Genomic DNA, 25812 nt, shown 5'->3' with positions numbered 1-25812 from the left:
ATACGTAGGAAAAAGGCGGGAGGTTGTCAGCAATCGCTGACGCCAGCTTCAGCCGGCGTCAGTTATCCACAGGCTTACTTCAGCGCGGCAAACGCCAGTTCGGCCGCATCGAGGGTGATCTTCAGCTCGGTCTCGCCATGGGCGATGGAGGTGAAACCGGCTTCGAATGCGCTCGGGGCCAGGTACACGCCGCCGTCGAGCATCAGGTGGAAGAAGCGCTTGAAGCGGTCGGCGTCGCTGGCCATCACGTCTTCGAAGGTGACGATGTCATCGGCGCCACTGAAATACAGGCCGAACATGCCCCCGGCCTGGGTGGTCACGAACGGAATGCCGGCCGCGTCGGCACGAACCTGCAAGCCGTCGAGCAGGCGGGTGGTGTAGTCGGTCAGTTCGGCGTGGAAGCCCGGGCGGCTGATCAGGCGCAGCGTGGTCAGGCCGGCGGCCATGGCCAGGGGGTTGCCCGACAAGGTGCCGGCCTGGTAGACCGGGCCCAGCGGCGCGATGCATTCCATGATCTTGCGCTTGCCGCCGAAGCAGCCCACCGGCATGCCGCCGCCGATGATCTTGCCGAAGGTGCTCAGGTCCGGCGTGACGCCGTAATGGGCCTGGGCGCCGCCGAGGGCCACGCGGAAACCGGTCATCACTTCATCGAAAATCAACACCACGCCATGCTGGTCGCACAGGCTGCGCAGGCCTTCGAGGAAACCCGGTGCCGGCGGCACGCAGTTCATGTTGCCGGCCACTGGCTCGACGATGATGCACGCCACTTCCTGGCCGACTTCGCCGAGCATCTTCTCGACTTCTTCGAGGTCGTTGAATGGCAGGGTCAGGGTGTGTTTGGCGAACGCTGCCGGTACGCCTGCCGAGCTCGGCACGCCTTGGGTCAATGCGCCAGAACCGGCCTTGACCAGCAGGCTGTCGGAGTGGCCGTGGTAGCAGCCTTCGAACTTGATGATGCTGTCGCGGCCGGTAAAACCCCGCGCCAGGCGGATCGCGCTCATGGTCGCTTCGGTGCCGGAGCTGACCATGCGCACCATTTCCATCGACGGCACGATCGAGCAGACCAGGTCGGCCATCTCGGTTTCCATCGCGGTCGGGGCGCCGTAGGAGAGGCCGTGTACCAGTTGCTTGCGCACCGCATCCAGCACGTCCGGATGGCTGTGGCCGAGGATCATCGGGCCCCAGGAGCCGACGTAATCCACATAGCGCTTGTCGTCTTCGTCGGTGACGTACGCGCCTTCGGCGTGCTTGAAGAACAGCGGGGTGCCGCCGACGCTCTTGAACGCACGAACGGGCGAGTTCACGCCGCCGGGGATGTGTTTCTGGGCATTGGCAAACAGGGTTTCGGAACGGGACATGGTTGGGCTCTCGAAAACGGAAAATAGACTATTTGATCTGCAGCAGCTCATTGAAGGCGCGGGCGCGGCGCGTCACTTCAGTGGTGCTGTCGGCGCCGAACAGGCCGTGGACCACCGCCAGCAGGTCGACCCCGTGGGCCACCAGCGGGGCGGCATTGTCCAGGGTGATGCCGCCAATGGCGCACACCGGGATATGCAGTTTGAGGTGCGCCTGTGCGAGCAGTTCAAGGTTTGCGCTGGGGGCGCCGGGCTTGGTGTTGGAATTGAAGAAACGCCCGAACGCGACATAACTGGCGCCTTCGCTGGCGGCCTGTTCGGCCAGTGCCAGGCTGGCGTGGCAAGTGGCACCGATGATCGCCTTGTGCCCGAGCAGTGCCCGCACTGGCGCCAACGGGCCATCGGTCTGGCCCAGGTGCACGCCAACGCCCAGGCGCGCGGCCAGTTCGGCGTCGTCGTTGATGATCAACTGGGTCTTGTAGCGTTCGCACAGGTTGCGCAGTGCTTCGGCTTCCCGCAGCCGGCGGGCCTCGTCGCTGCTTTTGTCGCGGTATTGCAGCAGGGTGACGCCACCTTCCAGCGCCGCTTCTACATAAGCGAGGAACTTGCCGGCCAGCAATTGGCTATCAGTGATGGCGTAAAGGCCACGTAATTTCATTCCACAGGCCTCCGGTGCTACGAGCAGAAATCCAGCGGCAGGCGACGCGGTACGAACTGGCCTTTGCCCAGTTGTTCGGCATCGCGCAGGGTGCGCCAGGTGTAATCCAGTGCCGTCTTGACGGCGCTGGCGAGCTGTTCGCCCTGGGCCAGCCGACCGGCCAGGGCGCTGGCCAGGGTGCAGCCGGAACCGTGATAACTGCCGGGCAGACGCTGGCAGGTAAAGGTCTCGCGCCCGCCGTCACGGCTGTACAGGCGATTATGGACTTCATGTTCGTCGCCGTGACCACCGGTGATCAACAGGTGTTTGACGAAGGGCAGCAGTTTTTCCGCGCACTCGTCGGCACTGCCCTCGGGCAATTCAGCAAGGATGCGTGCTTCAGGCAGGTTGGGGGTGGCGATGATTGCCAGGGGCAGCAGGCGTTCGCGCATGGCGTAGCCGACCTCATCCTTGCCCAGGCGCCCGCCACCGCCGGCGCGCAGCACCGGGTCGCAGACCATCGGCAGGTGCGGGTGCGCCTGGAGCAGTTCGACCACCGTGTCGACCATTTCCAGTGAGCCAAGCATCCCCAGCTTGACCGCTGCCACCTGGGCATCGTTGAGCACGGCATTGGCTTGTGCCAGTACCCACTCTCGGTCGAGCACTCGGAAATCGCTGACGTTGACGGTGTCTTGCACGGTCAATGCGGTAACGGCAGGGGCGGCATGACAACCCTGGGCGAGCAGGGCTTCGATATCTGCCTGCAAGCCGGCGCCACCACTGGGATCGTGGCCGGAGAGACAGAGGACAACGGGGCGAGAGCTGTAGATATTCATGGTGCGCGAGCTTACCACCAAACCTGTTTTATCGGTTGGCGGGAGTCAGAGGATTTGTACGCTGGCTGTGATGGCAAGGCCCGGCTCATCGTGGCGAGGGAGCTTGCTCCCGCTCGGGCGCGAAGCGGCCGCCTGTTATCGGGGAGGCGCTTCGCACCTCAGCGGGAGCAAGCTCCCTCGCCACGGTCATCGTTCAAGATTCCTGTCTGACCAAAGCAACAGCTCTATTTCAATGCTTAGCGCTGGAACGCCCGTTCTAGAGCCTTCTGTAGGAAAAATTTCAATGGTGCAAATTGGCCATCAACGGCTATGCTAGAGATGGATCCAACTCATAACAGGTAATGCCGGTTTTACGTCTACTCAGGGAATGGGGGGCTTCCTGACTCAACCGGACAGGCCGCGCTGGGGCTTAAATGCGCTATTTGCTGATGTTGTTGCTGTGCTTGTCCCCTCTGGCAAGTGCTCTCGAATTCGATGAATTCACCCAAAACCTGCCCTTGGGCCATGCCCTGCAGGTGTTCGAAGATGCGAGCGGCACGGCCTCTATTGACGATGTCCTGGCCCAGGCTGGCGCCGGTGCTTTCAAAGCCCACGACCAAGCCACGCTGAACGCCGGTTACTCGCGATCAGCCTTCTGGTTGAAAATCGACCTGCACTACCGTCCTGCCAATCCGGACGCCCAGCGTACCTGGCTGCTGGAGCTGGCATACCCGCCGCTGGACCACCTCGACTTGTATTTGCCCGATGCGTCGGGGGGCTATCGCCTGGTTCGCCAGACCGGTGATGCCTTGCCGTTCGCCAGCCGCGAGATCCGCCAGAACAACTACCTGTTCAGCCTGGCTTTCAAGCCCGAACAACGGCAGACCCTCTACCTGCGCCTGCAAAGCCAGGGTTCGATCCAGGCGCCGCTGACGCTGTGGTCGAGCACCGCTTACCTCGAACAACAGCCGGTGCGCTTGTATGTACTGGGGATCATCTATGGCGTGCTGCTGGGGATGCTGGTCTACAACCTGTTCATCTACCTGAGCGTGCGCGATACCAGCTACCTCTATTACATCTTCTACATTGCCTCATTCGGCCTGTACCAGTTGTCGGTCAACGGTGCCGCCGTGGAGTATTTCTGGCCGGACAACCCCTGGTGGGCCAACGCCGCGACGCCGTTCTTCATTGGCTGCGCGGGCCTGTTTGGCAGCCAGTTCGCCCGCAGTTTCCTGCAAACCGCCCAGCACAGCCGTTGGCTGGACCGCTTGCTGCTGGCGCTGATCGCCTACAGCGCCGTGGTGGTCGGCCTGTCGCTGATGACCAGTTATGCCCTGGCGCTGCGCCTGGCGACGGTGTTGGCGCTGCTGTTCACGGTGGCGATCTTTGCTGCCGGGTTGTTTGCCTGGTGGCGTGGTCTGCGGGTGGCGCGTTATTTCATCATTGCCTGGTCGGCGTTTCTGCTGGGGGGCATTGTCAATACGTTGATGGTGCTCGGTTACCTGCCGAACGTCTTTTTGACCATGTACGCCAGCCAGATCGGCTCGGCCATCGAAGTGGCACTGTTGTCCCTGGCCCTGGCCGACCGCATCAATGCCATGCGCGAACAGCAGGCCCAGACCCTGTTGGACGCCGGGCAGAAACTCGAAGTGCTCAACCAGCAACTGGCCCACGGCAACAAGCTCAAGGATGAATTCCTCGCCACCCTGACCCATGAACTGCGCACGCCGATGAATGGCGTGATCGGTTCCCTTGAGCTGATGGAAACCGTCGAGATGGATGAGGAGCTGACCCAGTATCAACAGACCGCCGCTGGTTCGGCGCGGGACATGATGCGCATGGTCAACGGCATCCTCACCCTGACCGAGTTGCAGGCCGGCAAGCTCAAGGTCTATCCGGCACCGTTCAGCCTGCGTGGGGTGGTCGATGCGCTGCAGGTGCAGTTCGGCGCCAATGCGGCGGCCAAGGGCCTGGATTTCAAGGTCGACGTGGCCCCTGGCCTCGCGGACCGGTTGCTTGGCGACAGTGGCAAACTGGCCCAGAGCCTGGAATGCCTGCTGGACAACGCCATCAAGTTCACCCGGGTTGGCGGCCTGGCCCTGCGAGTCAGCGGCAGGCCGACGGCGCTTGATCGGCTGGTGCTGTCCTTTGCTGTCATCGACACCGGAATCGGTTTTACCGACCTGGGGGAAGCGACCTTGTACCAGCGCTTCTTCCAACTCGACGGCTCGATGACCCGCGAATACGGCGGTCTCGGCGTGGGCCTGGCCATCTGCCGGCAACTGGTGGAATTGCTGGGCGGACGCCTGACCCACACCTCCGAACCCGGTCGTGGCAGCCGTTTCCAGTTGGACGTTGAGTTTGACGTGGCCTTGCCAGCGGCGGTCCCGACGCCGTTTTCCTTCGGTGGCCGCCAAAGCTCGCGTGTGCCGCAGGATTGCACGGTGCTACTGGCCGATGACAACAGCATCGATCAGTTGGTCATGCGCGGCATGTTGCTCAAGCTCGGTTATCGGGTGCGCACCGCCGACAGTGGCCGCGCCGCGCTGGATCTGCTGCACGGCGAGCGCTTTGATGCGGTGCTGCTCGACTGCCAGTTGCCGCCGCTGGACGGCGTGTCGCTCTGCTGCCAGATCCACACCTTGCCCGGCTGCGAGGAACTGCCGGTGCTGGTGGTCAGCCCGAATGTGGCGCGCGAATGCTGCCCCTCGGGCGCTCAGATCGATTACCTGAACAAACCCGTGAAATTCGAGGCACTGCAGGCGATGCTCCAGCGCCGGGTGCTTTGCCCGAGACAGGGTGAAAGCGCCGATATTTAGGCGGATATGACACTTTGTCCGGCCTGGAGGCAGTGCTTAACTGAATCCCTGCCCGATCGAGGAGCCCTGTCATGAACCTGCACCAGTTCGCTGAAACCCACGACGTCACCAACCAACCACCGTCCCTGGATGGCGCCAACCTGTACCGCATCGACCTGCCGCTGCAGCAGTGGTCGCAGTACTTTGGGGCGGACTGGGCGCAGGCGCGGATCGATGCGTATGGGGCGCTGGCCGGCGGGCCGTTGATGGAAGCGGGTTTCCTGGCCAACCAGAACAAACCGGTGTTCTCCAGCCACGACCGTTACGGCCATCGCATCGACCTGGTGGAGTTCCATCCGGCTTATCACCAGTTGATGCGCACCGCCGTCGAGCACGGCCTGCCCAGTTTGCCCTGGGCGCATCCGCAACCCGGCGCGCATGTCGCCCGTGCCTCGATGACCTATTTGCACAGCCAGGCCGAAGCCGGCACCGGCTGCCCCCTGACCATGACCTTCGCCAGCGTGCCGGCGCTGCGCTTGCAGCCGGATCTGGCCGAGCACTGGGTGCCCAAGGTGCTCGCCACCGAATACGACCCGCGCAATGTCGGCATGACCCACAAGGCCGGGGTGACCCTGGGCATGGCGATGACCGAAAAGCAGGGCGGCACCGATGTGCGGGCCAACACCACCAAAGCCTATCCGGTGGGCGCCAGCGGCCCGGGCCAAGCCTATGAGCTGGTGGGCCACAAATGGTTCTGTTCGGCGCCGATGTGCGATGCCTTCCTCACCTTGGCCCAGACCGACAAGGGCTTGACCTGTTTCCTGCTGCCGCGCCATCGCCCCGACGACACCCGCAATCAGTTCTACATCCAGCGGCTGAAGAACAAGCTGGGCAACTGTTCCAACGCCTCCAGCGAAGTCGAGTTCCGTGGCGCACTGGCCTGGATGGTCGGTGAAGAAGGCCGCGGCGTGCCGACGATCATCGAGATGGTGGCCATGACCCGCTTCGATTGCATGGTCGGCTCCAGCGCCCTGATGCGCCAGGCGTTGACCCAGGCCAGTCATCACTGTGCGCACCGCAAGGTCGGCGGCAAGCTGTTGAGCGAACAGCCGCTGATGCAGAATGTCCTGGCTGACCTGGCGCTGGAAAGCGAGGCCGCCCTGGCCTTGAGCTTGCGCATGGGCCGGGCGCTGGACCATTTGAATGACGAGCACGAGGCCAAGTTCGCCCGGCTGGTGACGGCGGTGGGTAAGTACTGGATCTGCAAGCGCGCCCCCGCGATGATCAACGAAGCCGCCGAATGCATGGGCGGTGCCGGCTACGTCGAAGACAGCATCCTGCCGCGTCTGTACCGCGAAGCGCCGGTCAACTCGACGTGGGAAGGCTCCGGCAACGTGCAATGCCTGGATGTGCTGCGCGCCTTGTCCAAGGAGCCCGGCGTGCTGGAGGTATTGTTCAGCGAATTGGGCGACGGCCACGGCGACAAGCGCCTGGCTGGCCACATCCACCAATTGCACGCCGCGTTCAAGGACACCGACGATATCCAGTACCGCGCCCGGCAATTGACCGAAGACATCGCCGTGGGCCTGCAAGCCAAGCTGTTGCTCGAGGCGGGCAACAGCGACGTCAGCGATGCCTTCATCGCCAGTCGCCTGGGTTCGGTCGGCCGGGTGTACGGCGCCTTGCCTCGGGGCTTGAATGTCGAGGCCATCGTTACCCGCTCGACCCCGCATGGATTCTAGGCAGGCTACGGCCAACACAGAGTGCTGTGGGAGCGGGCTTGCTCGCGAAAGCGGTATGTCAGCCGCCGAAGAGGTTGGATGTGCTGACGCCTTCGCGGGCAAGCCCGCTCCCACAGGTTTTCATGACGCCGAGAATACCCAATACGCCACTGTTCCCGTCGGGCGGCGATGCAGGCAAGATGAAGGCCTGCAAGTCAGAACACAGGAAGCTGATCGTGACCGAAGCGTTTATTGTCGTTCAAACCGCCGAACAAGCCGTGGATCGTCTGGCGGCCCTGCACGAACGTGCGACCACCGCGTTGAACCAGGCGCTGATGCGTTATCTCAAGGATCGCGTCGAGCCGGACGCCGAGCAAAGGGCGTTGTTTCGCTATCCCGCCTTGCGCCTGACCTACCACTGCCACGGCGAAGTCCCGCAAACCACCCGCGCCTATGCCAAGGTCCAGTTGCCCGGCACCTACAGTGTCACCGTCACCCACCCCGGCGCCTTCCGTAAATACCTGCTGGAACAGCTGGTCCCGCTGATGCACGACTTTACCGTCACCGTGGAAGTGGGCGTCAGCGAGCAGAACATTCCGTACCCGTACGTGGTGGAGCAGGGCGACGAACTGGCCGGCTCCGGCGTGACCGCCGCCGTGCTGGCACGAGTTTTCCCCAGCACCGACCTGTCGGCCGCCACCGATGGCATTGCCGACGGCCTCTATGATTGGGAAAACACCGACCCGCTGCCCCTGGCGCTGTTCGACGCGGCGCGGGTGGATTTTTCCCTGCGCCGGCTGGTGCACTACACCGGCAGCGACTGGCGCCATGTGCAGCCGTGGATCCTGCTGACCAACTACCACCGCTATGTCGACCAGTTCATCGTCCATGGCCTGGAGCAACTGCGCAGCGACCCGCGCTTTGTGCGCATGGTCCTGCCGGGCAACGTGATCATCGACAAGAACATGGACCATGGAGAAGCATCGGCCATCGCTGCCGGCGTGGTCTGGCACCGTTACCAGATGCCGGCCTATCACCTGCAAACCAATGATGGCCATGGCGTGACCCTGGTGAACATCGGTGTCGGCCCGTCCAACGCCAAGAACATCACCGACCACCTGGCCGTGCTGCGGCCCCATTGCTGGCTGATGATCGGCCACTGCGGCGGGCTGCGACAGTCCCAGACCATTGGCGACTACGTGCTGGCCCATGCCTACATGCGCCGCGACGGGATCCTCGACCGCGTGGTGCCGCCGAACATTCCGATTCCGGCCCTGGCCGAAGTGCAGATGGCCTTGCAGCAAGCGGCGGCCAACGTCACTGGCGAAAAGGGCGACGAGCTGAAGAAACGCCTGCGCACCGGCACCGTGCTGACCTACGACGACCGTAACTGGGAATTGCGCTGGGCCCAGGAGCGTCCGTTGATCAACCTGTCCCGCGCCGTGGCGGTGGACATGGAAAGCGGCACCATCGCCGCCCAGGGTTATCGCTTGCGGGTGCCGTACGGCACGTTGCTGTGTGTTTCGGACAAGCCGCTGCACAGCGAAATCAAGCTGCCGGGCTCGGCCAACGCGTTCTATGAGCGAGCGGTCAACCAGCACTTGAAGATTGGCATCGAGGCGTTGGACCTGTTGCGCACGGAACTCAACTCGTTGCATTCGCGCAAGCTGCGCAGCTTCGACGAGCCGCCGTTCCGTTGATACGGCGGTGGTTATTTAGCGGTCAGACCACTAGCATTGGCGGTCCTGACCGTTAGATGCCGTGCCACCATGCCCCGTCCTCCACGCCCCGCTTCCCGTCGCCCTGGCGCGAAGCTTCCAGCCTCCGCCCCGCGCCGTGTGGCCAAGGCCCCGCCGGCCGAGCCGAAGCTGATCCTGTTCAACAAACCCTTCGATGTGCTGACGCAATTCAGTGACGGTGAAGGGCGGGCGACGCTCAAGGATTTTATCGACGTACCGGGCATCTACCCGGCCGGGCGGCTGGATCGTGACAGCGAAGGCTTGCTGTTGCTCACCAATGATGGGCAGTTGCAGGCGCGTATCGCCGACCCCAAGCACAAGCTGGCCAAGACTTATTGGGTGCAGGTGGAAGGCGAACCGAATGCCGAACAGTTGCAGCGTTTGCGCGATGGGGTGGCGTTGAACGACGGCATGACCTTGCCAGCCGAGGCGCGCCAGTTGGACGAGCCGCAGTTATGGCCGCGCAACCCGCCGGTGCGCTTTCGTAAAAGCGTACCCACGAGTTGGTTGGAACTGGTGATCCGCGAAGGGCGCAACCGCCAGGTACGGCGCATGACCGCCGCGGTGGGCCTGCCGACACTGCGCTTGGTGCGGGTCAGGATCGGCGACTGGACCCTCGAAGGACTCGATCAGGGCCAGTGGAGGGAAGTGCCGGCGCGCTTATAACGTCCCGGACTCGATCAGGCCGATCACCACGCTCTTGATCACGAACGCCGCCACGCCCAACCCCAGCACAAAAAACAGAATGAACGAGCCGAAACGCCCGGCCTTGGATTTCTTCGCCAGGTCCCAGACGATGAAACCCATGAAAATGATCAGGATGCTGACCAGGCCGGTCATCATCCACTCTTCGAAAACAGCAGGATCCATCAGGACACTCCGGCGTAAGCGGGGTTGAAAAGGCGCGGCGAGTATAAGGCATGAGGCGCGGACGCGGGATTGGCCTGCGGCGGTGTGTCGCAGCTATTCATCGGCTGGGCTGTGGCGAGGGAGCTTGCTCCCGCTCGACTGCGCAGCAGTCGCAAACCGGTCCACTGGCAATCCGGCCGAAGCTTGGGGTCGCTTCGCAACCCAGCGGGAGCAAGCTCCCTCGCCACAAAAGCGGTCAGCTGCGCAGGTGAGTCAAAGGCAACTCGGTGCTGTTGAGCACCTGGTTCAGCACAAAGCTCGAACGCACGCTGGTGACGCCATCGATCCGGGTCAGATGCCCCAGCAGCAGTTTCTGGTAATGGTCCATATCCGGTACCACCACCTTGAGTTGGTAATCCGCGTCCATGCCGGTGACCAGGCTGCACTCCAGTACTTGCGGCAGGTTGCGGATGGCTGCTTCGAAGTTCTCGAAACGCTCGGGGGTGTGACGGTCCATCCCGATCAATACGTAGGCGGTCAGGCTCAGGCCCAGCATTTTGCGGTCGAGCAGGGCGACCTGACGCGTGATGTAGCCGTCATCCTCCAATTGCTTGACCCGTCGCGAACAGGGGGAGGGCGACAGGCCGATGCGTTCGGCCAGTTCCTGGTTGGAGATGCGCGCATCGCGCTGCAATTCCGCCAGGATGCTCAGGTCGTAACGGTCGAGTTTGCTCATCGGTCGGGCCTTTATCTGGATAATTGCGGAAGATTATCTATCCAGGGTTAAAAATTGCGCAAGTGATGTTTATTTCCGCAATCTTAGCAATCCTCTGCCGGCGCCCCAGGCTTATTCTTATCACCAAGATCACTGCTCGGACAAACAGTCCAGTGCAGCCCGCCCAATCAGGCCGGCTGCGGTCGCGGCACCCACCGGTGTTGGCAGACCCCCGAGCTGCACACTGTCCAGAAGACGGCGTGAGGTGAGCCGACGTCATAAGCGTCGAGCACGGACGAAATTCTCAAGGGGAGGCCGACGGGTCTCCCTTTTTTAATGCCTGCGAAATAAACCCCGTGGCTGATAACCTATCGCAGAACCGGCCTCGGCTTTTCCGAGTCTTATCATCAGGCCCTGAACCGTTGTGAGGAATTTCATGAAGTCGCGCATCTGGCGTTTGGCAGGTGTTGGTCTGTTGTGGGCAAGTGTCAGTGCGCAGGGAATGGCCGACGATCAGCAAAACCGTGGCGGCCCGGATGGCAATCGCGGCCCGGACGGGCGCGGTGGCAACGGCCAGGGTTACCCGGCGCAGCAACGGTCGCAAAACAACGAAATCATTCGGGGCGACAACAGCCGTCAGTTCGAGGTCAGGCCACAACCTCAATACCAGGGTGGCGAACAGCGGTATGAGCGTCCGCCCCAGGATCCCAACGCCCATGGCCGTCCGCAGCCGCAGCCGCAGCCCGGCAACAACCTGCCGATCCAGGGCCGGCCCGACAGCGTGACCCAGACCCGCGAACCGCAACCGGGGTATTACCGTGATATCCCGCGTCGCAGCGATGGCTATCCCAGCGGCGGGCCACGCCCAAGCCATGACAACCGCCCTGAACAGCATTGGCCCGGCCGCCCGGACGGGCATGGCAATGGCTGGGGCCCGGGCCCGCAGTACCGCCCGGGGTACGTGATCGACCGTTTCCCGGATCGCAACTACCGCGTGCCTTATCGCGGCCAGGATTATTTCTATTCCGGCGGCTACTGGTATCGCCCGCAAGGGCCGCGCTATGTCGTGGTCGCGCCACCGCGGGGCATTCGTACCCGGTATCTGCCGGATTACGCTCGGGAGGTGTGGATCGGCAGTTCGCTGTTCTTTCTTGCCGCCGGCGCCTATTACATCTACGAAGCCAACACCCAGGATTACGTCGTGGTCGATGCGCCGGTCGCCAACCCGCAGCCGCAACCCCAAGGCAACAGTTTCGATGTGGTGGCGTATCCGGCCAACGGCCAGTCGCCCGAGCAGGTCAACCAGGACGGGTACGATTGCTATCGCTGGGCGGTACAGCAGAGTGGTTTCGATCCACGTCGCTACACCTACCCGCCGGCGCCGGAAGTGGTGCAGACCTATCGCCAAGCCCAGGGCAGTTGCTTGAGCAGCCGTGGGTATCAGGTGACTTATTGATTTAGCGCAGATCCCCTTTTGTGGCGAGGGAGCTTGCTCCCGCAAGGCTGCGAAGCGGCCCCAAGATTTTGCGGTCGCTGCGCAACCGAGCGGGAGCAAGCTCCCTCGCCACAGGTTCTGTGTCGGGCCTCGGGGATCAGGCCTTGGCGCCGTTGACCACTTCCAGCGGATCAGCGTGAACCAGCACTTCGGCTTTCGGGTAGGCGCGATGGATCGCGTCGGCGGCCTGGTCACTGATGCCGTGGGCCACTGACAGGGTCAATTCCCCCGGCAGTTCAAGGTGCAACTGCACGAACCAGTGGTTACCGGAAATCCGCGTGCGCAGGTCATGGGCGCCCACGACGCCCGGCACGGCACAGGCCAGTTCCAGCATGTGCTGGCTGACGTCGGGCGGCAGTTCCTGATCCATCAGTACGGCGAAACTTTCCCGGGCGATCTGGACGGCGCTCCACAGAATGTAAATGGCGATCCCCAGGCCGAACCAGGCGTCCAGTTGATACCAGCCAAACCCGGCCAGCACCAGCGCCACCAGGATGCTGCCGTTGAGCAACAAGTCGGAGCGATAGTGCAGCGAGTCGGCACGCACGGCGTTGGAACCGGTGGCGCGGATGACCCGATGCTGCAACGCCAGCAGCGCCAGGGTCAGCCCGAGGGAAAACACGATCACGCCGACGCTCAGCCAGGGGGCATCCACCGGCACCGGGTTTTTCAGCCGCTCGAAAGCCTGCAAGGCAATCAATACGGCACTGCCGCCGATAAACAGCGCCTGGGCCATGCCGGCCAGGGATTCGGCCTTGCCATGACCGTAACGATGATCATCATCGGCGGGGCGCAGGGCGTAATGCACCGCCAGCAGATTGAGCAGTGAGGTGACGCCGTCCAGTGCCGAGTCGGTCAGGCCGGCAAGCATGCTCACCGAGCCGCTCAGCCACCAGGCCAGCGCCTTGGCGACGACCAGGATGAGCGCCACGGCCACCGAAGCCCGGGTGGCCAGGCGCAGCAGACGGGCGTGTTCGGTGCTGGTGGTCATGGCGCGGTCGTTCCTTCAGTAGCGCTTGTCATGCGGCGGGCTTGAGGCCGAGGGCGGCCAGTTGTTGCGCGCTGCCCTTGTGCTGGATCAGCCGAGGATCGTCCAGCGGGAAGCTGCGGCCCAGTTCGCGTTCCAGGATCACCTGCAACACGTGGTTATTGACGGTGCCGTCGGGGTTGATGGCCGGCTTGAGTTTTTCTGGCTCGATCTGGACGCTTTTGCCCGGCTCGAAGTAAATGGCGCCAGTGGCGAAGTCCACGGCGAAGGCGATCAGGCCGGGGATGATGTAGAACAGCAGGCCGACGGCATCGAGGGCGGCAATCGCCGGGTCGATCTTGCCGTCGATCTGGCCGCGGCGGTCCGGGTAGAAGATCGAGCCACAGGCGCTGATTTGAGTCAGCAGGGCGGCGACCAGGACGCCACCGATCACGCGAAAGGGAATACGCATAGCAATCTCCTGAACAGGTAAAGGCGTTGCTGGTTGGAGTCCAGACCACGCTAAACAGTTCGCCGTTATACTCGGCCCTCTGTTTTGGAGCCAGCATGATTTCTTTGCCGATTGATGAAGTTTTACCCGCCCTGCGTCAAGCCTTGGCATCGCGCCACGAAGCCGTGCTCGAAGCGCCGCCTGGTGCCGGTAAAACCACCCGTGTTCCCCTGGCCTTGCTGAACGAGCCCTGGCTGGCCGGGCAGACCATCCTGATGCTCGAACCCCGGCGCCTGGCGGCACGGGCGGCGGCCGAGCGACTGGCCAGCGAGCTTAAGGAAAAGGTCGGTGAAACCGTTGGCTACCGGATTCGCCTCGACAGCAAGGTCGGCCCCAAGACCCGCATTGAAGTGGTCACCGAAGGCATCCTCACCCGGCGCTTGCAGGACGACCCGGCGCTGGAAGGCGTAGGGCTGCTGATTTTCGATGAATTCCATGAGCGCAGTCTCGACGCCGACCTGGCCCTGGCCTTGAGCCTCAACGGCCGGGAGCTGTTTCGCGAAGACCAACCGCTGAAGATCCTGCTGATGTCCGCCACCCTGGAAGGTGAGCGCCTGGCCGGGTTGCTGGACAATGCGCCAATCCTGCGCAGCGAAGGCCGCATGTTCCCGGTGACGGTGCGCTGGGGCCGGCCGTTCCAGCCCGGCGAGTTCATCGAGCCGCGGTTGGTGCAGACCGTGCTGGAAGCACTGCACGATGAAACCGGCAGCGTCTTGGTGTTCTTGCCCGGGCAGGCGGAGATTCGCCGGGTCCATCAGCAACTGGCCGAGGCCTTGGGCGAGGGCGGCAATGTGTTGCTCTGTCCGCTGCACGGTGAACTGGACCTCGCCGCTCAGCGCGCTGCCATCGACCCCGCGCCGCCCGGCCAGCGCAAAGTGGTACTGGCCACCAACATCGCCGAAACCAGCCTGACCATCAATGGCGTGCGGGTGGTGATCGACGCCGGACTGGCCCGGGTGCCGCGTTTCGACCCGGGCAGCGGCATGACCCGGCTCGACACCCAGCGCATTTCCCGAGCCAGCGCCACCCAGCGGGCCGGTCGGGCCGGACGTCTGGAGCCTGGTGTCTGCTATCGACTGTGGTCCGAAGACCAGCATGAACAATTGGCCGCCTACGGCAGCGCGGAGATTCTGTCGGCGGACCTGGCCGGATTGGCCCTGCAGTTGGGGCGCTGGGGCGTGACGCCGGCGCAATTGGTCTGGCTCGACATTCCGCCCACCGCCGCCTATGCCCAGGCCCAGGATTTGCTGCAACGCCTGGGCGCGCTGGAGGGCGAGCAACTGACCCGCCACGGCCAGGCCATGGCCGAGCTGCCGGCCCATCCGCGTATCGCTCATCTGCTGCTGCGCGGTCAGGCGCTGGGGCTGGCGGACATGGCCTGCAACGTCGCCGCACTGTTGGGCGAGCGCGATATTCTGCGCGGCGCCGGCGCGGACTTGCACAGTCGTCTGGTGCTGCTGTCCGGCGAAGAGCGCGCGGCGCGCGGCGCCCAGGGCGGGGTGCAGCGGGCGCGACAACTGGCCCGGCAATATCGCGGCTATTTACGAGGCAAGGCCGAAGAAGCCGTCGCCGATCCCGATCACCCGCGCTGGCTCGGTGCGCTGCTGGCGTTGGCCTATCCGGACCGCGTCGCCCAGCAGCGTCGGCCCGGCGGCGCTGAATATCGCCTGGCCAACGGCCGTGCGGCGTTGTTTGCCGAGGCCGACAGCCTGATGAAACAAGCGTGGCTGGTGATCGCCGACCTGGGCAGCCGCCAGGGGCAGCGGGAAGAACGGATCTACCTGGCGACGGATTTCGACCCGGCACTGTTCGACTCGGTATTGGCCGAGCAGGTGCACACGGTGGATCAACTGGATTGGGATGAGCGCGAAGGCGTACTGCGGGCCGAGCGCCAGCGCAAGGTTGGCGAACTGGTGCTCAGCCGCGAACCGCTGACCGGCCTGGATGAGTCTGCCCGTAGCCAGGCCCTGGTGAACCTGGTGCGGCGCAAGGGCCTGGAATTATTGCCCTGGACCCCGGAACTGCGGCAATGGCAGGCGCGGGTGGCGCTGCTGCGTCGCCTGGACCTGGACGCCAAGGGCGAGAGCCAATGGCCGGATGTCAGCGATAGTGCCTTGCTGGGCAGCCTCGAACATTGGTTGATGCCGTATCTGGGCCGAGTCTCGCGCCTCAGCCATTTTGCCAACCTGGACTTGTCGAGCATCGTCCACAACCTGTTGCCCTGGCCGTTGCCGCAACGCCTGGACGAACAGGCACCCCATCATTTGAGCGTGCCCTCGGGCTCGTCGATCCGCCTGGACTACAGCGAGCATCCACCGATCCTGGCGGTGCGCTTGCAGGAACTCTTCGGCCTGGCCGACACCCCACGCATCGCTGGCGGGCGGCAGGTGGTCAAGCTGCACCTGCTGTCACCGGCGCGCCGACCGGTGCAAGTCACCCAGGACCTGGCGAACTTCTGGCGCAGCACCTACGCCGAGGTGAAGAAGGACCTCAAGGGGCGCTACCCCAAGCACTACTGGCCGGATGATCCGCTGGTGGCGGAGGCGACGGCGCGGGTCAAGCCGCGTAAATAAGCTGAGGCAATTCAGGGTATGCAATACAAATTCTGTGGGAGCCGAGCTTGCTCGCGATAGCGGTGTGTCAATCAATAGCAATGCTGCTGATCCGCCGCCATCGCGAGCAAGCTCGGCTACCACAGGGGGCTTAGGTGAATCCTGCTAAGGTGCAGCCGGCAATAGGAACCGTGCAATCACCGGCAAGTGATCGGAGATTCGCAAGGTATCGTCCTGTCGCACCTGGGCTTCGACCCGCTTGATGCGCGGGCTGTAGAAGAGGTAGTCGACAGTACGGTCGGGGCCGTTGAGGCCGGGGTCGTTCGGGTAGTGGGTCAGCCAGTGTGCGCGGTCGATGCCGCTGGCCTCGTTGTTGGTGGGGATCATCGGGTATTTGTCCCACAACAGGTGCAAGGGGCTGTCGGCGGAGTAGGGCGTGCGTTGCTCGGACGGCAGTCGCCGGTACTGGCCCAGGGGCAGCAGGTTGAAGTCGCCGCCGATCAGCCAGGGTGTGCCAGCGGATTCGAATTTATCCAAGGCCTTGGCCACGGCGGTGATTTGTCTGGGCAGGGTTTCGTCCGGCTCGGTGGCCCGTTCCAGATGGGTGTTGAGCACCGCCAGTTGGCCGCCGCCGCTCAGCGACAGATAGCTCACCAACAAGGCATTTTTGGGCTGGAACTGACGGCTGATGATGTTGGCGTCTGCCACTGGCAGTTGTACCCGTTCGGCATGGTCGATGCGGTAGCGACTCAGGGTCGCCAGTTGCCGGCCGACGCTGCCGAAGATGTGTGGATCGGGGGTGAAGTCGGCCTTCCAGTCGAAAGTGCTGGTGCCGCACGGATAGAGGTCGGCCAGCCGCTCCTGCAACAGCTTGAGCTGGTCCTGGTAATCGCTGGCCTTGGCGCCCTTGTCCAGTTCCTGGAGCAGCACGACGTCCGGTTGCTCATCGCGGATGACCCGTGCCACTTCGTCGAGGCTGAAGGCCATGTCTTCCAGGGTCGGGCTTTCATCGTTGCCCTGGGCCAGGTCGTGCCAGAACACGTAGCGTTTGCCGGCGAGGAACTGCACGTTCCAGGTCATCACCTTCAAAACCTGGCCGGGCACCAGCGGTGCTGCGTTGGCGGTGCAACTGACCGGCAAGGTTTCCCGAGGCTGTGGCCGCCAGGTCAGGCCGTAGATCGACAGGGCGGCCAGGCTGAGGATCAACAGCAGGCCCAGCAAGGTGTAGCGCAGTAGACGGGTCATGGCTCGGCTTATGGGCGAAACGCGAAAGTGCTCCCGAGCATAACCGAGAGCGGTTCTTAAGCCCAAGCCCAGGGCCTTCGCAGTGTGCGATCAGCGGTTGTCAGGCTTGGCTTCGATCAACATGAACATGCGGAACAGCACCACGCTGGTGAACAGTTGCAAGAAGCTGTGAACGCTTTCGATCAGCAAACTGAGCAAAGGATTCTGGGGCGGCGGGTACACCGAGACGCTGACCCCCTTGAGCAACCACAGCGGGCCCATCACACAGAGGATGCACAACAGGATCCGCCAGAAGTTGCCGCGGGACATGTTCAGGCTTTCCTTCATCGCCGCCAGGGGAGGCAGTCCCCTGAGGACCAACAGGTATTCACTGAAGGCCAGGGTCACCATTAGCCATAAGCCCGGCAGGAAATACAGCGACAGCCCCACCAGGATCAACAGCGTGTTGAGCGCCGTCAGCAAGGCAAAGCGTGGCCACAGGGTGAGGGCCGTTGCGAGCAGGTCACGGGGGCGTGGTGCTTCACCGCGGCTGCGGGCGTCGAGGAACAGGATCAACGCGGCGGTGTACAAGGGGTACACCAGCAGCCCGACGATCACGCTGTAGCCGGGAAAGCCGTCGGGGCCGAGGGCGCTGTCCACGCCTTGCTGCAGCAACGCCTCGAGTATGACCAGCGGCAGGCACAGTTGGGCGATTCGGCCCAGATGGCGCTTGAAGAAATACAAAGAGTCGCGCAGCACGTCAAACGGATTCATGAGTCGGTATCGCAGTTCAAAAGCGGTCCGACACTTTAACCGATCAGGCGCCCGCACAAGCAAACGTAAACATCAGGTAAAGACCATTGAAAGCTTTGCGGCGAGCCCCATTACTGATGGGCACCGGTCTTCGGGATCGGAATGGTTTCTACCCGGCAATCTAATGAGGTCGCCATGAACAGCGAAGAACAAACCCTGATCGATGGACTGTTTTCACGGCTGCAACAGGCCGAAAAGGATTCAGCCCCGCGCGACGCCCAGGCCGAGGCGCGGATCAAGGAACACCTGGCCAGCCAGCCAGCGGCGGGCTATTTCATGGCCCAGGCGATTCTGGTGCAGGAGGCCGCGATCAAGCGCCTTGATGAACAGAACAAGCAACTCACCCAGCAAACCGAGCAATTGCAGGCCGAGCTGCAACGGGCCCGTTCCCAGCCATCGGCGCCCAGCGGTGGCGGAGGCTTTCTGTCGAGCATTTTTGGTGGCAGTGCCCGGGACTCACGCCCGGCAAGCGCACCGACATCCAGTGGCGGAGGCTGGCGCGAACCGGCGCAGCCGTCCTTCAATGCCCAGCCCCAACCGGGCTTCGGCGCGCCGCCCGGCAATTATGGCGCACCGCAGCAGGCCCCGGCCGCGGGCAGCTTCCTGGGCGGCGCCCTGAAAACCGCGGCGGGCGTGGCCGGCGGCGTGATGCTGGCCCAAGGCATCAGCAGCCTGTTTCACAGTAACCAGCAACCGCAGGAAATCGTCGAGGTCATCAAGGAAGAACCGGCGCAACCGGTCAACGATACCGCAGGCAACGGTTGGGGCGATGACCCGCGCGTGGCTGACAACGACACCTACGGCAACGACCAGGGCGGGTTCAGTGACGCGGACTACAGTGACGATTCATCTTCCTTCGGCGACGACGACTCCTTCGTCTGACCTGCCATTCGTCCGGGGCGCACAGGCGCCTCGGGCCGATTATTCGCGGAACAATCCTTCGGGCTGGCATACTGGGCGACTTTTCGGCCCTGGTGGCCTGTGTGCGTGTGCATCCAAGAGGAAACGCGGTGAAAAAAATTGCAGTGTTCGCCGATGTCCAGAACCTCTACTACACCGTGCGCCAAGCCTACGGTTGCCATTTCAACTACGCCGCGCTGTGGGCTGATGTCAGCAAGCAGGGGCAGATCGTCGAGGCCTATGCCTACGCGATCGATCGCGGTGACAGCAAGCAGCAGCAATTCCAGCAGATCCTGCGCAACCTGGGCTTTGTCGTGAAGCTCAAGCCCTATATCCAGCGCAGCGACGGCTCGGCCAAGGGGGACTGGGACGTGGGCATCACGCTGGACATCATGGACGCCGCCGACCACGTCGACGAAGTGGTGCTGGCCTCCGGCGACGGCGATTTCGACATGTTGCTCGAACGCATCATCACCAAGCACGGCGTGCAGGCCGTGGCCTATGGCGTGCCGGGTCTGACCGCCAACTCGCTGATCCGCGCCGCCAGCCGCTACGTGCCGATCGAAGGCGCGTTGCTGCTCAAGAATTGATTTTCACGGAGTTCAAAAGGTTTGGAACGCATCGCAGTCATCGACTTTGAAACCACCGGCATCACCCCGAGCAGCAGTTGCCGGGCCACTGAAATCGCGGTGGTGATGCTCGAGCAAGGCCGGATCGTCGACCGCTACCAGAGCCTGATGAATGCCGGTGTGCGCGTCCCAGCGTTTATCGAGCAACTGACCGGCATCAGCAACGCCATGCTGCGCAGCGCCCCGTCGGCGGAAAAAGTGATGAACGAGGTCAACGAATTCGTTGGCATCACGCCGCTGCTGGCCCACAACGCCGCGTTCGATCAGAAATTCTGGGACTTTGAACTGGGACGGATCAAGCGCACCCGCCTGCAGAATTTTGCCTGCTCGCTGTTGCTGGCCCGGCGCCTGATGCCGGCGGCGCCGAACCACAAGCTCGGCACGCTCAACGCGTTCGCCGGCCTGCCCCATACCGGCCAGGCTCACCGCGCCATGGCCGATGCCGAAATGGCCGCCAACCTCACCGCGCACCTGGCTTCGGAATTGCGGCAAAAGCATGGGCTGCGGGAGTTGTCCCATGATCTGCTGTGCAGTCTGCAGAAAGTGCCGGCGGCGAAAATCAATGAGCACCTCAAGCGCCATCGCGGGTTCTAAACACACCACAACCAACTGTGGGAGCGGGCTTGCTCCACAGTTTGATCATCCCCATGCTCCGCGTGGGAATGCCTCAACGGACGCTCTGCGTTCGGCTCTTGATGGGACGCGGAGCGTCCTGGGCTGCATTCCCGCGCAGAGCGTGGGAATGATCTGGTCAAGGTTGACGGTTATTTCCCATTGCCTTCCAACTGCCCCAACGGCACACGCTTTTCAATGGCGCTGGACAGCACGATCGAAGTCTTGCTGAAGCCGAACTTGGCGATGCGGTTGATCAGTTCTTCCAGTTCCGGCATCGAGCCCACCGCCGCTTGCATGATCACGCACGGGTCGCCTGTCACCCGATGGCACTCGGTCAGTTGCGGGATCTTGCACAGTTCGTCGTAGGTCTTCTGGTTGCCGTGCTGGTTCATCCGCAATTCGATCACGCACTGCACCGGCAGGCCGATCTTCGCCATGTCGACTTTGGCTTGATAACCGGTGATGACGCCGCTGGCTTCCAGTTTGCTGACCCGCTCGGCCACGGCCGGGGCTGACAGGTTCACTTTACGGGCCAGTTCGGCGTAGGACGCACGACCGTTTTCCAGCAGGGCGGCGAGCAGCATGCGGTCGTATTTATCCATGTATTGGCTTCCAAGTGACGTGACTTTCGAAAGCGCGGTTTATAGCGCCAATCTCCATGTTTTGAAAAGTGTATGGGTGGGATAAATAGGTTTTGTAACTTATTTTCCGACTGTCGCCTTTCTAGAATAGCGACTCTCATTGTCCTGACTTCGAGCTGAACATGCCTGGCCCACGCCGTTTTCCCTTGCCATTGATTGCTGCCTTTTTTGCCTTGTACGTCATCTGGGGTTCGACCTACCTGGTGATTCGCATCGGTGTGGAGCATTGGCCGCCGCTGTTGCTGGCCGGGATTCGTTTTGTGCTGGCCGGTTCGCTGATGTACGGCTTCCTGCGCTGGCGCGGGGCACCGGCGCCGACCTGGGCGCAATGGAAGGCCGGGGCTATCATCGGCGTGCTGTTGCTCAGTTTCGGTAACGGCGCGGTCAGTGTGGCCGAGCACACGGGCGTGGCGTCCGGGGTGGCGGCGTTGGCCGTGGCGACGGTGCCTTTGTTTACCTTGCTCTGCGGATATTTCTGGGGCGCGCGTAACACGCGTCTGGAATGGGCGGGCATTGTACTGGGGTTGATTGGCATCGCGATGCTCAACCTGGGCTCCAATCTGCAGTCCAGCCCGTTGGGTGCGACCTTGCTGGTATTCGCGGCGGCCTCCTGGGCCTTCGGTTCGGTGCTGAGCAAACACTTGCCGTTGCCGGCAGGGGCGATGGCCAGTGCCGTGGAAATGCTGGTAGGCGGTGTGGTGCTGTTGATCGGCAGTGTGGCCAGCGGCGAGCACCTGGACAGTATGCCGCCGCTGGAAGGTTGGTTTGCCTTGGCTTACCTGACCTGCTTCGGCTCGATCGTTGCCTTCAATGCCTACATGTACCTGCTCAAGCATGTGCGCCCGGCGGCGGCCACCAGTTATGCCTACGTCAACCCAGCCGTGGCGGTGTTGCTGGGGATCGTGTTCGCGGGTGAAACCATTGGCGCTGAAGAAAGTGTGGCAATGTTGGTGATCATCAGCGCCGTGGTGTTGATCGGTTTGCCGCAGTGGCGCAAACCCAAGCCTGCGCCGGCCGCCTCCTGATTTAGGGTAAACTGCCGCGCATTGCACACCATGCGCTGATTTTTCCTACGGTACTTCCATGACTTTCGCCACTCTTGGCCTGATCGAACCCTTGCTGCGCGCCCTCGAGACGCTCGGTTACCAGACCCCGACCCCAGTGCAGGCCCAAGCCATGCCGGCGGTGCTGGCCGGTCGCGACTTGATGGCCGCGGCCCAGACAGGCACCGGCAAGACCGCCGGTTTCGCCGTGCCGCTGCTGCAGTTGCTGACCACCGAAGGACCGAAGGTCGCGGCCAACTCGGTGCGAGCGCTGATCCTGGTGCCGACCCGTGAGCTGGCCGAGCAGGTCCATGAAAGCGTGCGTCAGTACGCGCAAAACCTGCCGCTGAGCACCTACGCCGTGTACGGCGGTGTCAGCATCAACCCGCAGATGATGAAGTTGCGCAAAGGCGTCGACCTGCTGGTCGCCACGCCAGGGCGCCTGCTCGACCTGTTCCGCCAGAATGCGCTGAAGTTCAACCAGTTGCAGACCCTGGTGCTGGACGAAGCCGACCGCATGCTCGATCTGGGCTTCTCCGAAGAACTGGCGAATATCTACAAGGCCCTGCCGAAGAAGCGCCAGACCCTACTGTTCTCGGCGACCTTCTCCGACGCGATCCGCCTGCTGGCCGGGCAGATGCTCAACGATCCGCTGAGCATTGAAGTGAGCCCGCGCAACGTCGCCGCCAACACCGTCAAGCAATGGGTGGTGACGGTGGACAAGAAGCGCAAGCCGGAATTGTTCGTGCACTTGATGCGCAAGAACAAGTGGAAGCAGGTGCTGGTTTTTGCCAAGACCCGCAACGGCGTCGATGCGCTGGTGGAAAAACTCCAGGGCCTGGGCGTCAACGCCGACGGCATCCACGGTGACAAACCCCAGGCCACCCGCCAGCGCGCACTGGACCGCTTCAAGGCCAGCGAAGTGCAGATCCTGGTGGCGACCGACGTCGCTGCCCGTGGCTTGGATATCGAAGATTTGCCGTTGGTGGTGAACTTCGACCTGCCGATCGTGGCCGAGGACTACATCCACCGTATCGGCCGTACCGGCCGGGCGGGCGCTACAGGGCAGGCAATCTCCCTGGTCTGCGCCGATGAAGTGAATTTGCTGTCAGCCATCGAGATGTTGACCCGTCAGACGTTGCCTCGCCAGATGGAACAAGACTTCGAGCCTGAGCACCGTGTGCCCGACACCGATGCCAGCGGCCAGGTGATCAAGAAACCGAAAAAGCCGAAGAAACCGAAAACCTCCGGTGGCGGCGGCAAGCGCAACCTGGGCAAGTGGGTGGACAGCGGCGACTCCTCGCCTGTGGAGCCTTCGGTCAAGCCGGTGCGCAAAGTACCGGTGTTCAATACCGGGCCGCGTAAGCGCAAGCCTTAGGGGGCAGCTGCCAGTCTTAAGTTGCAAGTTAGAAGCGGTTTGCTTGCAGCTTGCAGCTTATAGCTTGCAGCTGTTTCGCAGAAACTCCTTCATCCCCAACCCCGCCGCCCGGCCACTGGCAAAACAGGCCGTGAGCAGGTAGCCGCCGGTGGGCGCTTCCCAGTCGAGCATTTCCCCGGCGCAGAAAACGCCGGGTATCTGCTTGAGCATCAGGCGTTCGTCCAGGGCTTCGAAGGTCACGCCACCGGCGCTGCTGATGGCTTCATCCAACGGGCGGGTTTTCACCAGGGACAATGGCAAGGCCTTGATCGCCTGGGCCAGCCGCGCCGGCTCAGCAAAGCAATCAGCTGGCGTGAGTTCACGCAACAGCGCAGCCTTGACCCCGTCGATCCCCAACTGGCTGTGCAAGTGCTTGGCCATCGAGCGCGAGCCGCGAGGCTTGCTCAGGGCTTGCTGGATTTTATCCACAGGTCGGCCTGGCAGTAGATCCAGATGAATGGTCGCGCTGCCGTGTTGGTTGATGGCTTCGCGAATCGCTGCCGACAGGGCGTAGATCAGGCTGCCTTCGATGCCGGTGGCGGTGATCACGCATTCGCCGAGGCGCGGTATATCGTCGTTCAGGCCGATGGCGATGTTTTTCAGCGGGGCGCCTGCGAATTTGCTGACCATCAGATCGCTCCAGGCCTGCACTTCGAATCCGCAATTGCTCGGTTGCAAAGGCGCAAGGACTACACCGCGCTGTTCCAATGGCAACATCCAGGCGCCATCGGAGCCCAGCCGTGACCAACTGCCGCCGCCCAGCGCCAGCAACGTCGCATCAGGTTGCAGGTTTTTTTCGCCCTCTGGCGCTGCGATCCTCAGGCTGCCGTCGGGGTGCCAGCCAAGCCAGCGATGGCGGGTGTGAATCGTCACGCCGGCATCGCGCAGGCGCTTGAGCCAGGCGCGCAGCAGCGGGGCTGCTTTCATGTCGGTAGGAAATACCCGTCCGGAGCTGCCGACGAAGGTGTCGATGCCCAGCCCGTGAATCCATGTGCACAACTCATCCGCGCCGAAGGCCCGCAGCAAGGGGGCGAGGTTCGGCGCGCGTTCGGCGTAACGGGACAGAAAGGCCGGAAAAGCTTCCGAGTGGGTGATGTTCATACCGCCGACACCGGCCAGCAGAAACTTCCTGCCTACAGATGGCATCCCGTCGTACAGGTCGACCTGGATCCCGGCCTGGCTCAACACCTCGGCCGCCATCAGGCCGGCGGGGCCGCCGCCGATGATGGTGACGTTTGGGGTGGAGGGCTTGGCGGCTTGGGTCATGGCAAATTGTGGGGCTGTGGAATAAGCGGCGCATTCTATCAGCACAAACTCCTGCGGGAGCGGTGGTGATCAAAAAATAGCCAAGCGTTCGCACGCTATAAGCGACATAGCCTGTAGGCCATTTCACTCAGGTTATCCACAGGCCGCTCCACAGGCATTGTGGGTAACGCGCCCAGACTTCAATGACAACCTGATGACGCCCAGACCTTTTGTGCGCTGTGGTGCAGGATCCCGTGGCGGCGGGCCAGGGCCTGGCGGTCCTTGCTGTAGCCGCCGCCGATCACGCCGACCACCGGGATGTCGCGCCCCAGGCAATGGCGCATGACGCTTTCGTCCCGGGCGGCGAGGCCTGCATCGGTCAGCTTCAGATAACCGAGGGCGTCGTCCTTGTGCACATCGACACCGGCGTCGTACAGCACCAGGTCGGGCTGGTAGAGCGGCAGCAGGTAGTTGAGCGCATCGTCCACCACCTTCAGATAAGCGCCATCTCCCATGCCCATCGGCAGGGGAATGTCCCAATCGCTTTGGGCCTTGCGTGCAGGAAAATTCTTTTCGCAGTGCAGGGATACTGTCACGGCGTCCGGGGTGTCATGGAGTATTCGGGCAGTACCGTCGCCCTGATGCACATCGCAGTCGAAAATAAGCACCCGCGAAACTCGGCCGCTGGCCAGCAAATACCGGCTGATCACCGCCAGGTCGTTGAAGATGCAGAACCCGGCCGGGTGGTCGTAATGGGCGTGATGGGTGCCGCCGGCCAAATGACAGGCCAGCCCGTGCTCAAGGGCCTGCTCGGCCGCCAGGAGTGAGCCGCCCACGGCGCGAACCGTTCGGCGGGCCAGGGCTTCGCTCCAGGGCAGGCCGAGTCGCCGTTGGTCTTCACGAGACAACTCGCCGCCCATGTAGCGTTCGATATAAGCGCGGTCGTGGGCCAGGGCGAGGATGTCCGGGGGACATAGCGACGGGCGCAGCAGATCCGCATCGCGGGTCAGGCCGCTGTCCACCAGGTGATCGCGCAACAGGCGAAACTTGTCCATGGGGAAGCGATGGTCCGGCGGGAACTCGGGGCTGTAGTCTTCGTGATAGATCAGCGGCAGTGGCATGGTGTTTTCA

At 63.0% G+C, this 25812-nt stretch carries 23 protein-coding genes; 11 read left to right on the top strand and 12 right to left on the bottom strand.

What is annotated here, in order from left to right; all coding sequences use genetic code 11:
* Positions 1-74: 74 nt before the first annotated feature.
* Genes hemL through BM300_RS24725 form a run of 3 tightly spaced genes read right to left on the bottom strand, consistent with a single transcriptional unit; the run spans position 75 to position 2828 of the window.
* Positions 75-1358, bottom strand: a complete 1284-nt coding sequence (hemL, locus tag BM300_RS24735; RefSeq protein WP_092464251.1) for a glutamate-1-semialdehyde 2,1-aminomutase — start codon at positions 1356-1358, stop codon at positions 75-77.
* 28 nt (positions 1359-1386) lie between these two features.
* Complete coding sequence (thiE, locus tag BM300_RS24730) at positions 1387-2013, bottom strand: thiamine phosphate synthase (RefSeq protein WP_063324243.1); 627 nt, start codon at positions 2011-2013, stop codon at positions 1387-1389.
* 17 nt (positions 2014-2030) lie between these two features.
* Positions 2031-2828 (bottom strand): hydroxymethylpyrimidine/phosphomethylpyrimidine kinase, encoded by a 798-nt coding sequence (locus BM300_RS24725; protein WP_003205858.1) that lies wholly within the window; start codon positions 2826-2828, stop codon positions 2031-2033.
* Between the two features lie 413 nt (positions 2829-3241).
* Here BM300_RS24725 and BM300_RS24720 point away from each other — a divergent pair, with 413 nt between their 5' ends.
* From BM300_RS24720 to BM300_RS24705, 4 genes are all read left to right on the top strand, one after another.
* Complete coding sequence (locus BM300_RS24720) at positions 3242-5626, top strand: hybrid sensor histidine kinase/response regulator (RefSeq protein WP_092464249.1); 2385 nt, start codon at positions 3242-3244, stop codon at positions 5624-5626.
* A gap of 71 nt (positions 5627-5697) precedes the next feature.
* The gene (locus BM300_RS24715) at positions 5698-7347 is read left to right on the top strand and encodes an acyl-CoA dehydrogenase family protein (RefSeq protein WP_092464247.1); all 1650 of its coding nucleotides are present in this window, start codon (positions 5698-5700) and stop codon (positions 7345-7347) included.
* A 179-nt stretch (positions 7348-7526) separates the two neighbouring features.
* Positions 7527-9026 carry an AMP nucleosidase gene (amn, locus tag BM300_RS24710; RefSeq protein ID WP_170862101.1) on the top strand — a complete coding sequence of 500 codons (1500 nt, stop codon included), beginning with the start codon at positions 7527-7529 and terminating at the stop codon, positions 9024-9026.
* A gap of 138 nt (positions 9027-9164) precedes the next feature.
* Positions 9165-9731: a pseudouridine synthase gene (locus BM300_RS24705; protein WP_161951762.1), complete on the top strand. Its 567-nt coding sequence runs from the start codon at positions 9165-9167 to the stop codon at positions 9729-9731.
* Here BM300_RS24705 and BM300_RS24700 read toward each other — a convergent pair.
* Positions 9726-9935 (bottom strand): DUF2788 domain-containing protein, encoded by a 210-nt coding sequence (locus BM300_RS24700; protein ID WP_007937369.1) that lies wholly within the window; start codon positions 9933-9935, stop codon positions 9726-9728. The genes BM300_RS24705 and BM300_RS24700 overlap by 6 nt on opposite strands.
* Positions 9936-10170: 235 nt before the next feature.
* A complete protein-coding gene (locus BM300_RS24695; protein WP_025215622.1) occupies positions 10171-10650 on the bottom strand; it encodes an Lrp/AsnC family transcriptional regulator in 480 nt (159 codons plus the stop codon).
* Between the two features lie 415 nt (positions 10651-11065).
* Here BM300_RS24695 and BM300_RS24690 point away from each other — a divergent pair, with 415 nt between their 5' ends.
* Positions 11066-12085, top strand: a complete 1020-nt coding sequence (locus BM300_RS24690; protein ID WP_092224989.1) for a DUF6515 family protein — start codon at positions 11066-11068, stop codon at positions 12083-12085.
* Between the two features lie 136 nt (positions 12086-12221).
* Here BM300_RS24690 and BM300_RS24685 read toward each other — a convergent pair whose 3' ends face one another.
* Together BM300_RS24685 and BM300_RS24680 are read right to left on the bottom strand one after the other, a co-directional pair.
* Positions 12222-13115 (bottom strand): cation diffusion facilitator family transporter, encoded by an 894-nt coding sequence (locus BM300_RS24685; RefSeq protein WP_092464245.1) that lies wholly within the window; start codon positions 13113-13115, stop codon positions 12222-12224.
* A gap of 28 nt (positions 13116-13143) precedes the next feature.
* Positions 13144-13563: a polyribonucleotide nucleotidyltransferase gene (locus tag BM300_RS24680; protein WP_092464243.1), complete on the bottom strand. Its 420-nt coding sequence runs from the start codon at positions 13561-13563 to the stop codon at positions 13144-13146.
* 95 nt (positions 13564-13658) lie between these two features.
* Between BM300_RS24680 and hrpB the strand changes: the two genes are divergently transcribed.
* Positions 13659-16175 (top strand): ATP-dependent helicase HrpB, encoded by a 2517-nt coding sequence (gene hrpB, locus BM300_RS24675; RefSeq protein WP_092464241.1) that lies wholly within the window; start codon positions 13659-13661, stop codon positions 16173-16175.
* 144 nt (positions 16176-16319) lie between these two features.
* Here the strand turns inward: hrpB and BM300_RS24670 are convergent, their stop codons facing one another.
* Together BM300_RS24670 and BM300_RS24665 are read right to left on the bottom strand one after the other, a co-directional pair.
* Positions 16320-17399, bottom strand: a complete 1080-nt coding sequence (locus BM300_RS24670; protein ID WP_092224985.1) for an endonuclease/exonuclease/phosphatase family protein — start codon at positions 17397-17399, stop codon at positions 16320-16322.
* A 90-nt stretch (positions 17400-17489) separates the two neighbouring features.
* On the bottom strand, positions 17490-18152 hold the full coding sequence (locus BM300_RS24665) for a hypothetical protein (RefSeq protein ID WP_092224983.1): 663 nt from the start codon (positions 18150-18152) through the stop codon (positions 17490-17492).
* A gap of 174 nt (positions 18153-18326) precedes the next feature.
* On the opposite strand from BM300_RS24665, the gene BM300_RS24660 reads away from it, so the two are divergent.
* From BM300_RS24660 to BM300_RS24650, 3 genes are all read left to right on the top strand, one after another.
* The gene (locus tag BM300_RS24660; protein ID WP_092224981.1) at positions 18327-19073 is read left to right on the top strand and encodes a DUF2076 domain-containing protein; all 747 of its coding nucleotides are present in this window, start codon (positions 18327-18329) and stop codon (positions 19071-19073) included.
* A 128-nt stretch (positions 19074-19201) separates the two neighbouring features.
* Entirely contained in the window at positions 19202-19681 is a 480-nt protein-coding gene (locus BM300_RS24655; RefSeq protein ID WP_063324258.1) for a LabA-like NYN domain-containing protein, read from the top strand.
* A gap of 21 nt (positions 19682-19702) precedes the next feature.
* On the top strand, positions 19703-20314 hold the full coding sequence (locus BM300_RS24650) for a 3'-5' exonuclease (protein WP_053189903.1): 612 nt from the start codon (positions 19703-19705) through the stop codon (positions 20312-20314).
* A gap of 170 nt (positions 20315-20484) precedes the next feature.
* Here the strand turns inward: BM300_RS24650 and BM300_RS24645 are convergent, their stop codons facing one another.
* Positions 20485-20937, bottom strand: a complete 453-nt coding sequence (locus BM300_RS24645; protein ID WP_025215612.1) for an Lrp/AsnC family transcriptional regulator — start codon at positions 20935-20937, stop codon at positions 20485-20487.
* Between the two features lie 161 nt (positions 20938-21098).
* Between BM300_RS24645 and yedA the strand changes: the two genes are divergently transcribed.
* Positions 21099-22001, top strand: a complete 903-nt coding sequence (gene yedA / locus BM300_RS24640; RefSeq protein ID WP_092224979.1) for a drug/metabolite exporter YedA — start codon at positions 21099-21101, stop codon at positions 21999-22001.
* Between the two features lie 58 nt (positions 22002-22059).
* Complete coding sequence (locus BM300_RS24635) at positions 22060-23397, top strand: RNA helicase RhlE1 (protein WP_092464239.1); 1338 nt, start codon at positions 22060-22062, stop codon at positions 23395-23397.
* Between the two features lie 57 nt (positions 23398-23454).
* On the opposite strand, the gene BM300_RS24630 is transcribed toward BM300_RS24635, so the two are convergent.
* Positions 23455-24702 (bottom strand): TIGR03862 family flavoprotein, encoded by a 1248-nt coding sequence (locus BM300_RS24630; protein WP_092464237.1) that lies wholly within the window; start codon positions 24700-24702, stop codon positions 23455-23457.
* Between the two features lie 179 nt (positions 24703-24881).
* Positions 24882-25802 carry a histone deacetylase family protein gene (locus BM300_RS24625; protein WP_092464235.1) on the bottom strand — a complete coding sequence of 307 codons (921 nt, stop codon included), beginning with the start codon at positions 25800-25802 and terminating at the stop codon, positions 24882-24884.
* Between the last annotated feature and the right edge of the window lie 10 nt (positions 25803-25812).

The organism is Pseudomonas sp. NFACC46-3 (genome assembly GCF_900114515.1).
Taxonomy (GTDB): Bacteria; Pseudomonadota; Gammaproteobacteria; order Pseudomonadales; family Pseudomonadaceae; genus Aquipseudomonas; species Aquipseudomonas fluorescens_Q.
This window is presented reverse-complemented; position numbering and strand designations above follow the sequence as displayed.

Excerpts from the sequence above, each read along its gene's own strand:
- BM300_RS24660 (WP_092224981.1), top strand. The coding sequence starts at position 18,327 with ATGAACAGCGAAGAACAAACCCTGATCGATGGACTGTTTTCACGGCTG.
- BM300_RS24670 (WP_092224985.1), bottom strand. The coding sequence starts at position 17,399 with ATGACCCGTCTACTGCGCTACACCTTGCTGGGCCTGCTGTTGATCCTC.
- hrpB (WP_092464241.1), top strand. The coding sequence starts at position 13,659 with ATGATTTCTTTGCCGATTGATGAAGTTTTACCCGCCCTGCGTCAAGCC.
- BM300_RS24625 (WP_092464235.1), bottom strand. The coding sequence starts at position 25,802 with ATGCCACTGCCGCTGATCTATCACGAAGACTACAGCCCCGAGTTCCCG.
- BM300_RS24700 (WP_007937369.1), bottom strand. The coding sequence starts at position 9,935 with ATGGATCCTGCTGTTTTCGAAGAGTGGATGATGACCGGCCTGGTCAGC.
- hemL (WP_092464251.1), bottom strand. The coding sequence starts at position 1,358 with ATGTCCCGTTCCGAAACCCTGTTTGCCAATGCCCAGAAACACATCCCC.
- BM300_RS24695 (WP_025215622.1), bottom strand. The coding sequence starts at position 10,650 with ATGAGCAAACTCGACCGTTACGACCTGAGCATCCTGGCGGAATTGCAG.
- thiE (WP_063324243.1), bottom strand. The coding sequence starts at position 2,013 with ATGAAATTACGTGGCCTTTACGCCATCACTGATAGCCAATTGCTGGCC.
- BM300_RS24685 (WP_092464245.1), bottom strand. The coding sequence starts at position 13,115 with ATGACCACCAGCACCGAACACGCCCGTCTGCTGCGCCTGGCCACCCGG.
- BM300_RS24680 (WP_092464243.1), bottom strand. The coding sequence starts at position 13,563 with ATGCGTATTCCCTTTCGCGTGATCGGTGGCGTCCTGGTCGCCGCCCTG.
- BM300_RS24725 (WP_003205858.1), bottom strand. The coding sequence starts at position 2,828 with ATGAATATCTACAGCTCTCGCCCCGTTGTCCTCTGTCTCTCCGGCCAC.
- BM300_RS24635 (WP_092464239.1), top strand. The coding sequence starts at position 22,060 with ATGACTTTCGCCACTCTTGGCCTGATCGAACCCTTGCTGCGCGCCCTC.
- BM300_RS24665 (WP_092224983.1), bottom strand. The coding sequence starts at position 18,152 with ATGAATCCGTTTGACGTGCTGCGCGACTCTTTGTATTTCTTCAAGCGC.
- BM300_RS24690 (WP_092224989.1), top strand. The coding sequence starts at position 11,066 with ATGAAGTCGCGCATCTGGCGTTTGGCAGGTGTTGGTCTGTTGTGGGCA.
- BM300_RS24645 (WP_025215612.1), bottom strand. The coding sequence starts at position 20,937 with ATGGATAAATACGACCGCATGCTGCTCGCCGCCCTGCTGGAAAACGGT.
- BM300_RS24715 (WP_092464247.1), top strand. The coding sequence starts at position 5,698 with ATGAACCTGCACCAGTTCGCTGAAACCCACGACGTCACCAACCAACCA.
- amn (WP_170862101.1), top strand. The coding sequence starts at position 7,527 with ATGAAGGCCTGCAAGTCAGAACACAGGAAGCTGATCGTGACCGAAGCG.
- yedA (WP_092224979.1), top strand. The coding sequence starts at position 21,099 with ATGCCTGGCCCACGCCGTTTTCCCTTGCCATTGATTGCTGCCTTTTTT.
- BM300_RS24630 (WP_092464237.1), bottom strand. The coding sequence starts at position 24,702 with ATGACCCAAGCCGCCAAGCCCTCCACCCCAAACGTCACCATCATCGGC.
- BM300_RS24720 (WP_092464249.1), top strand. The coding sequence starts at position 3,242 with ATGCGCTATTTGCTGATGTTGTTGCTGTGCTTGTCCCCTCTGGCAAGT.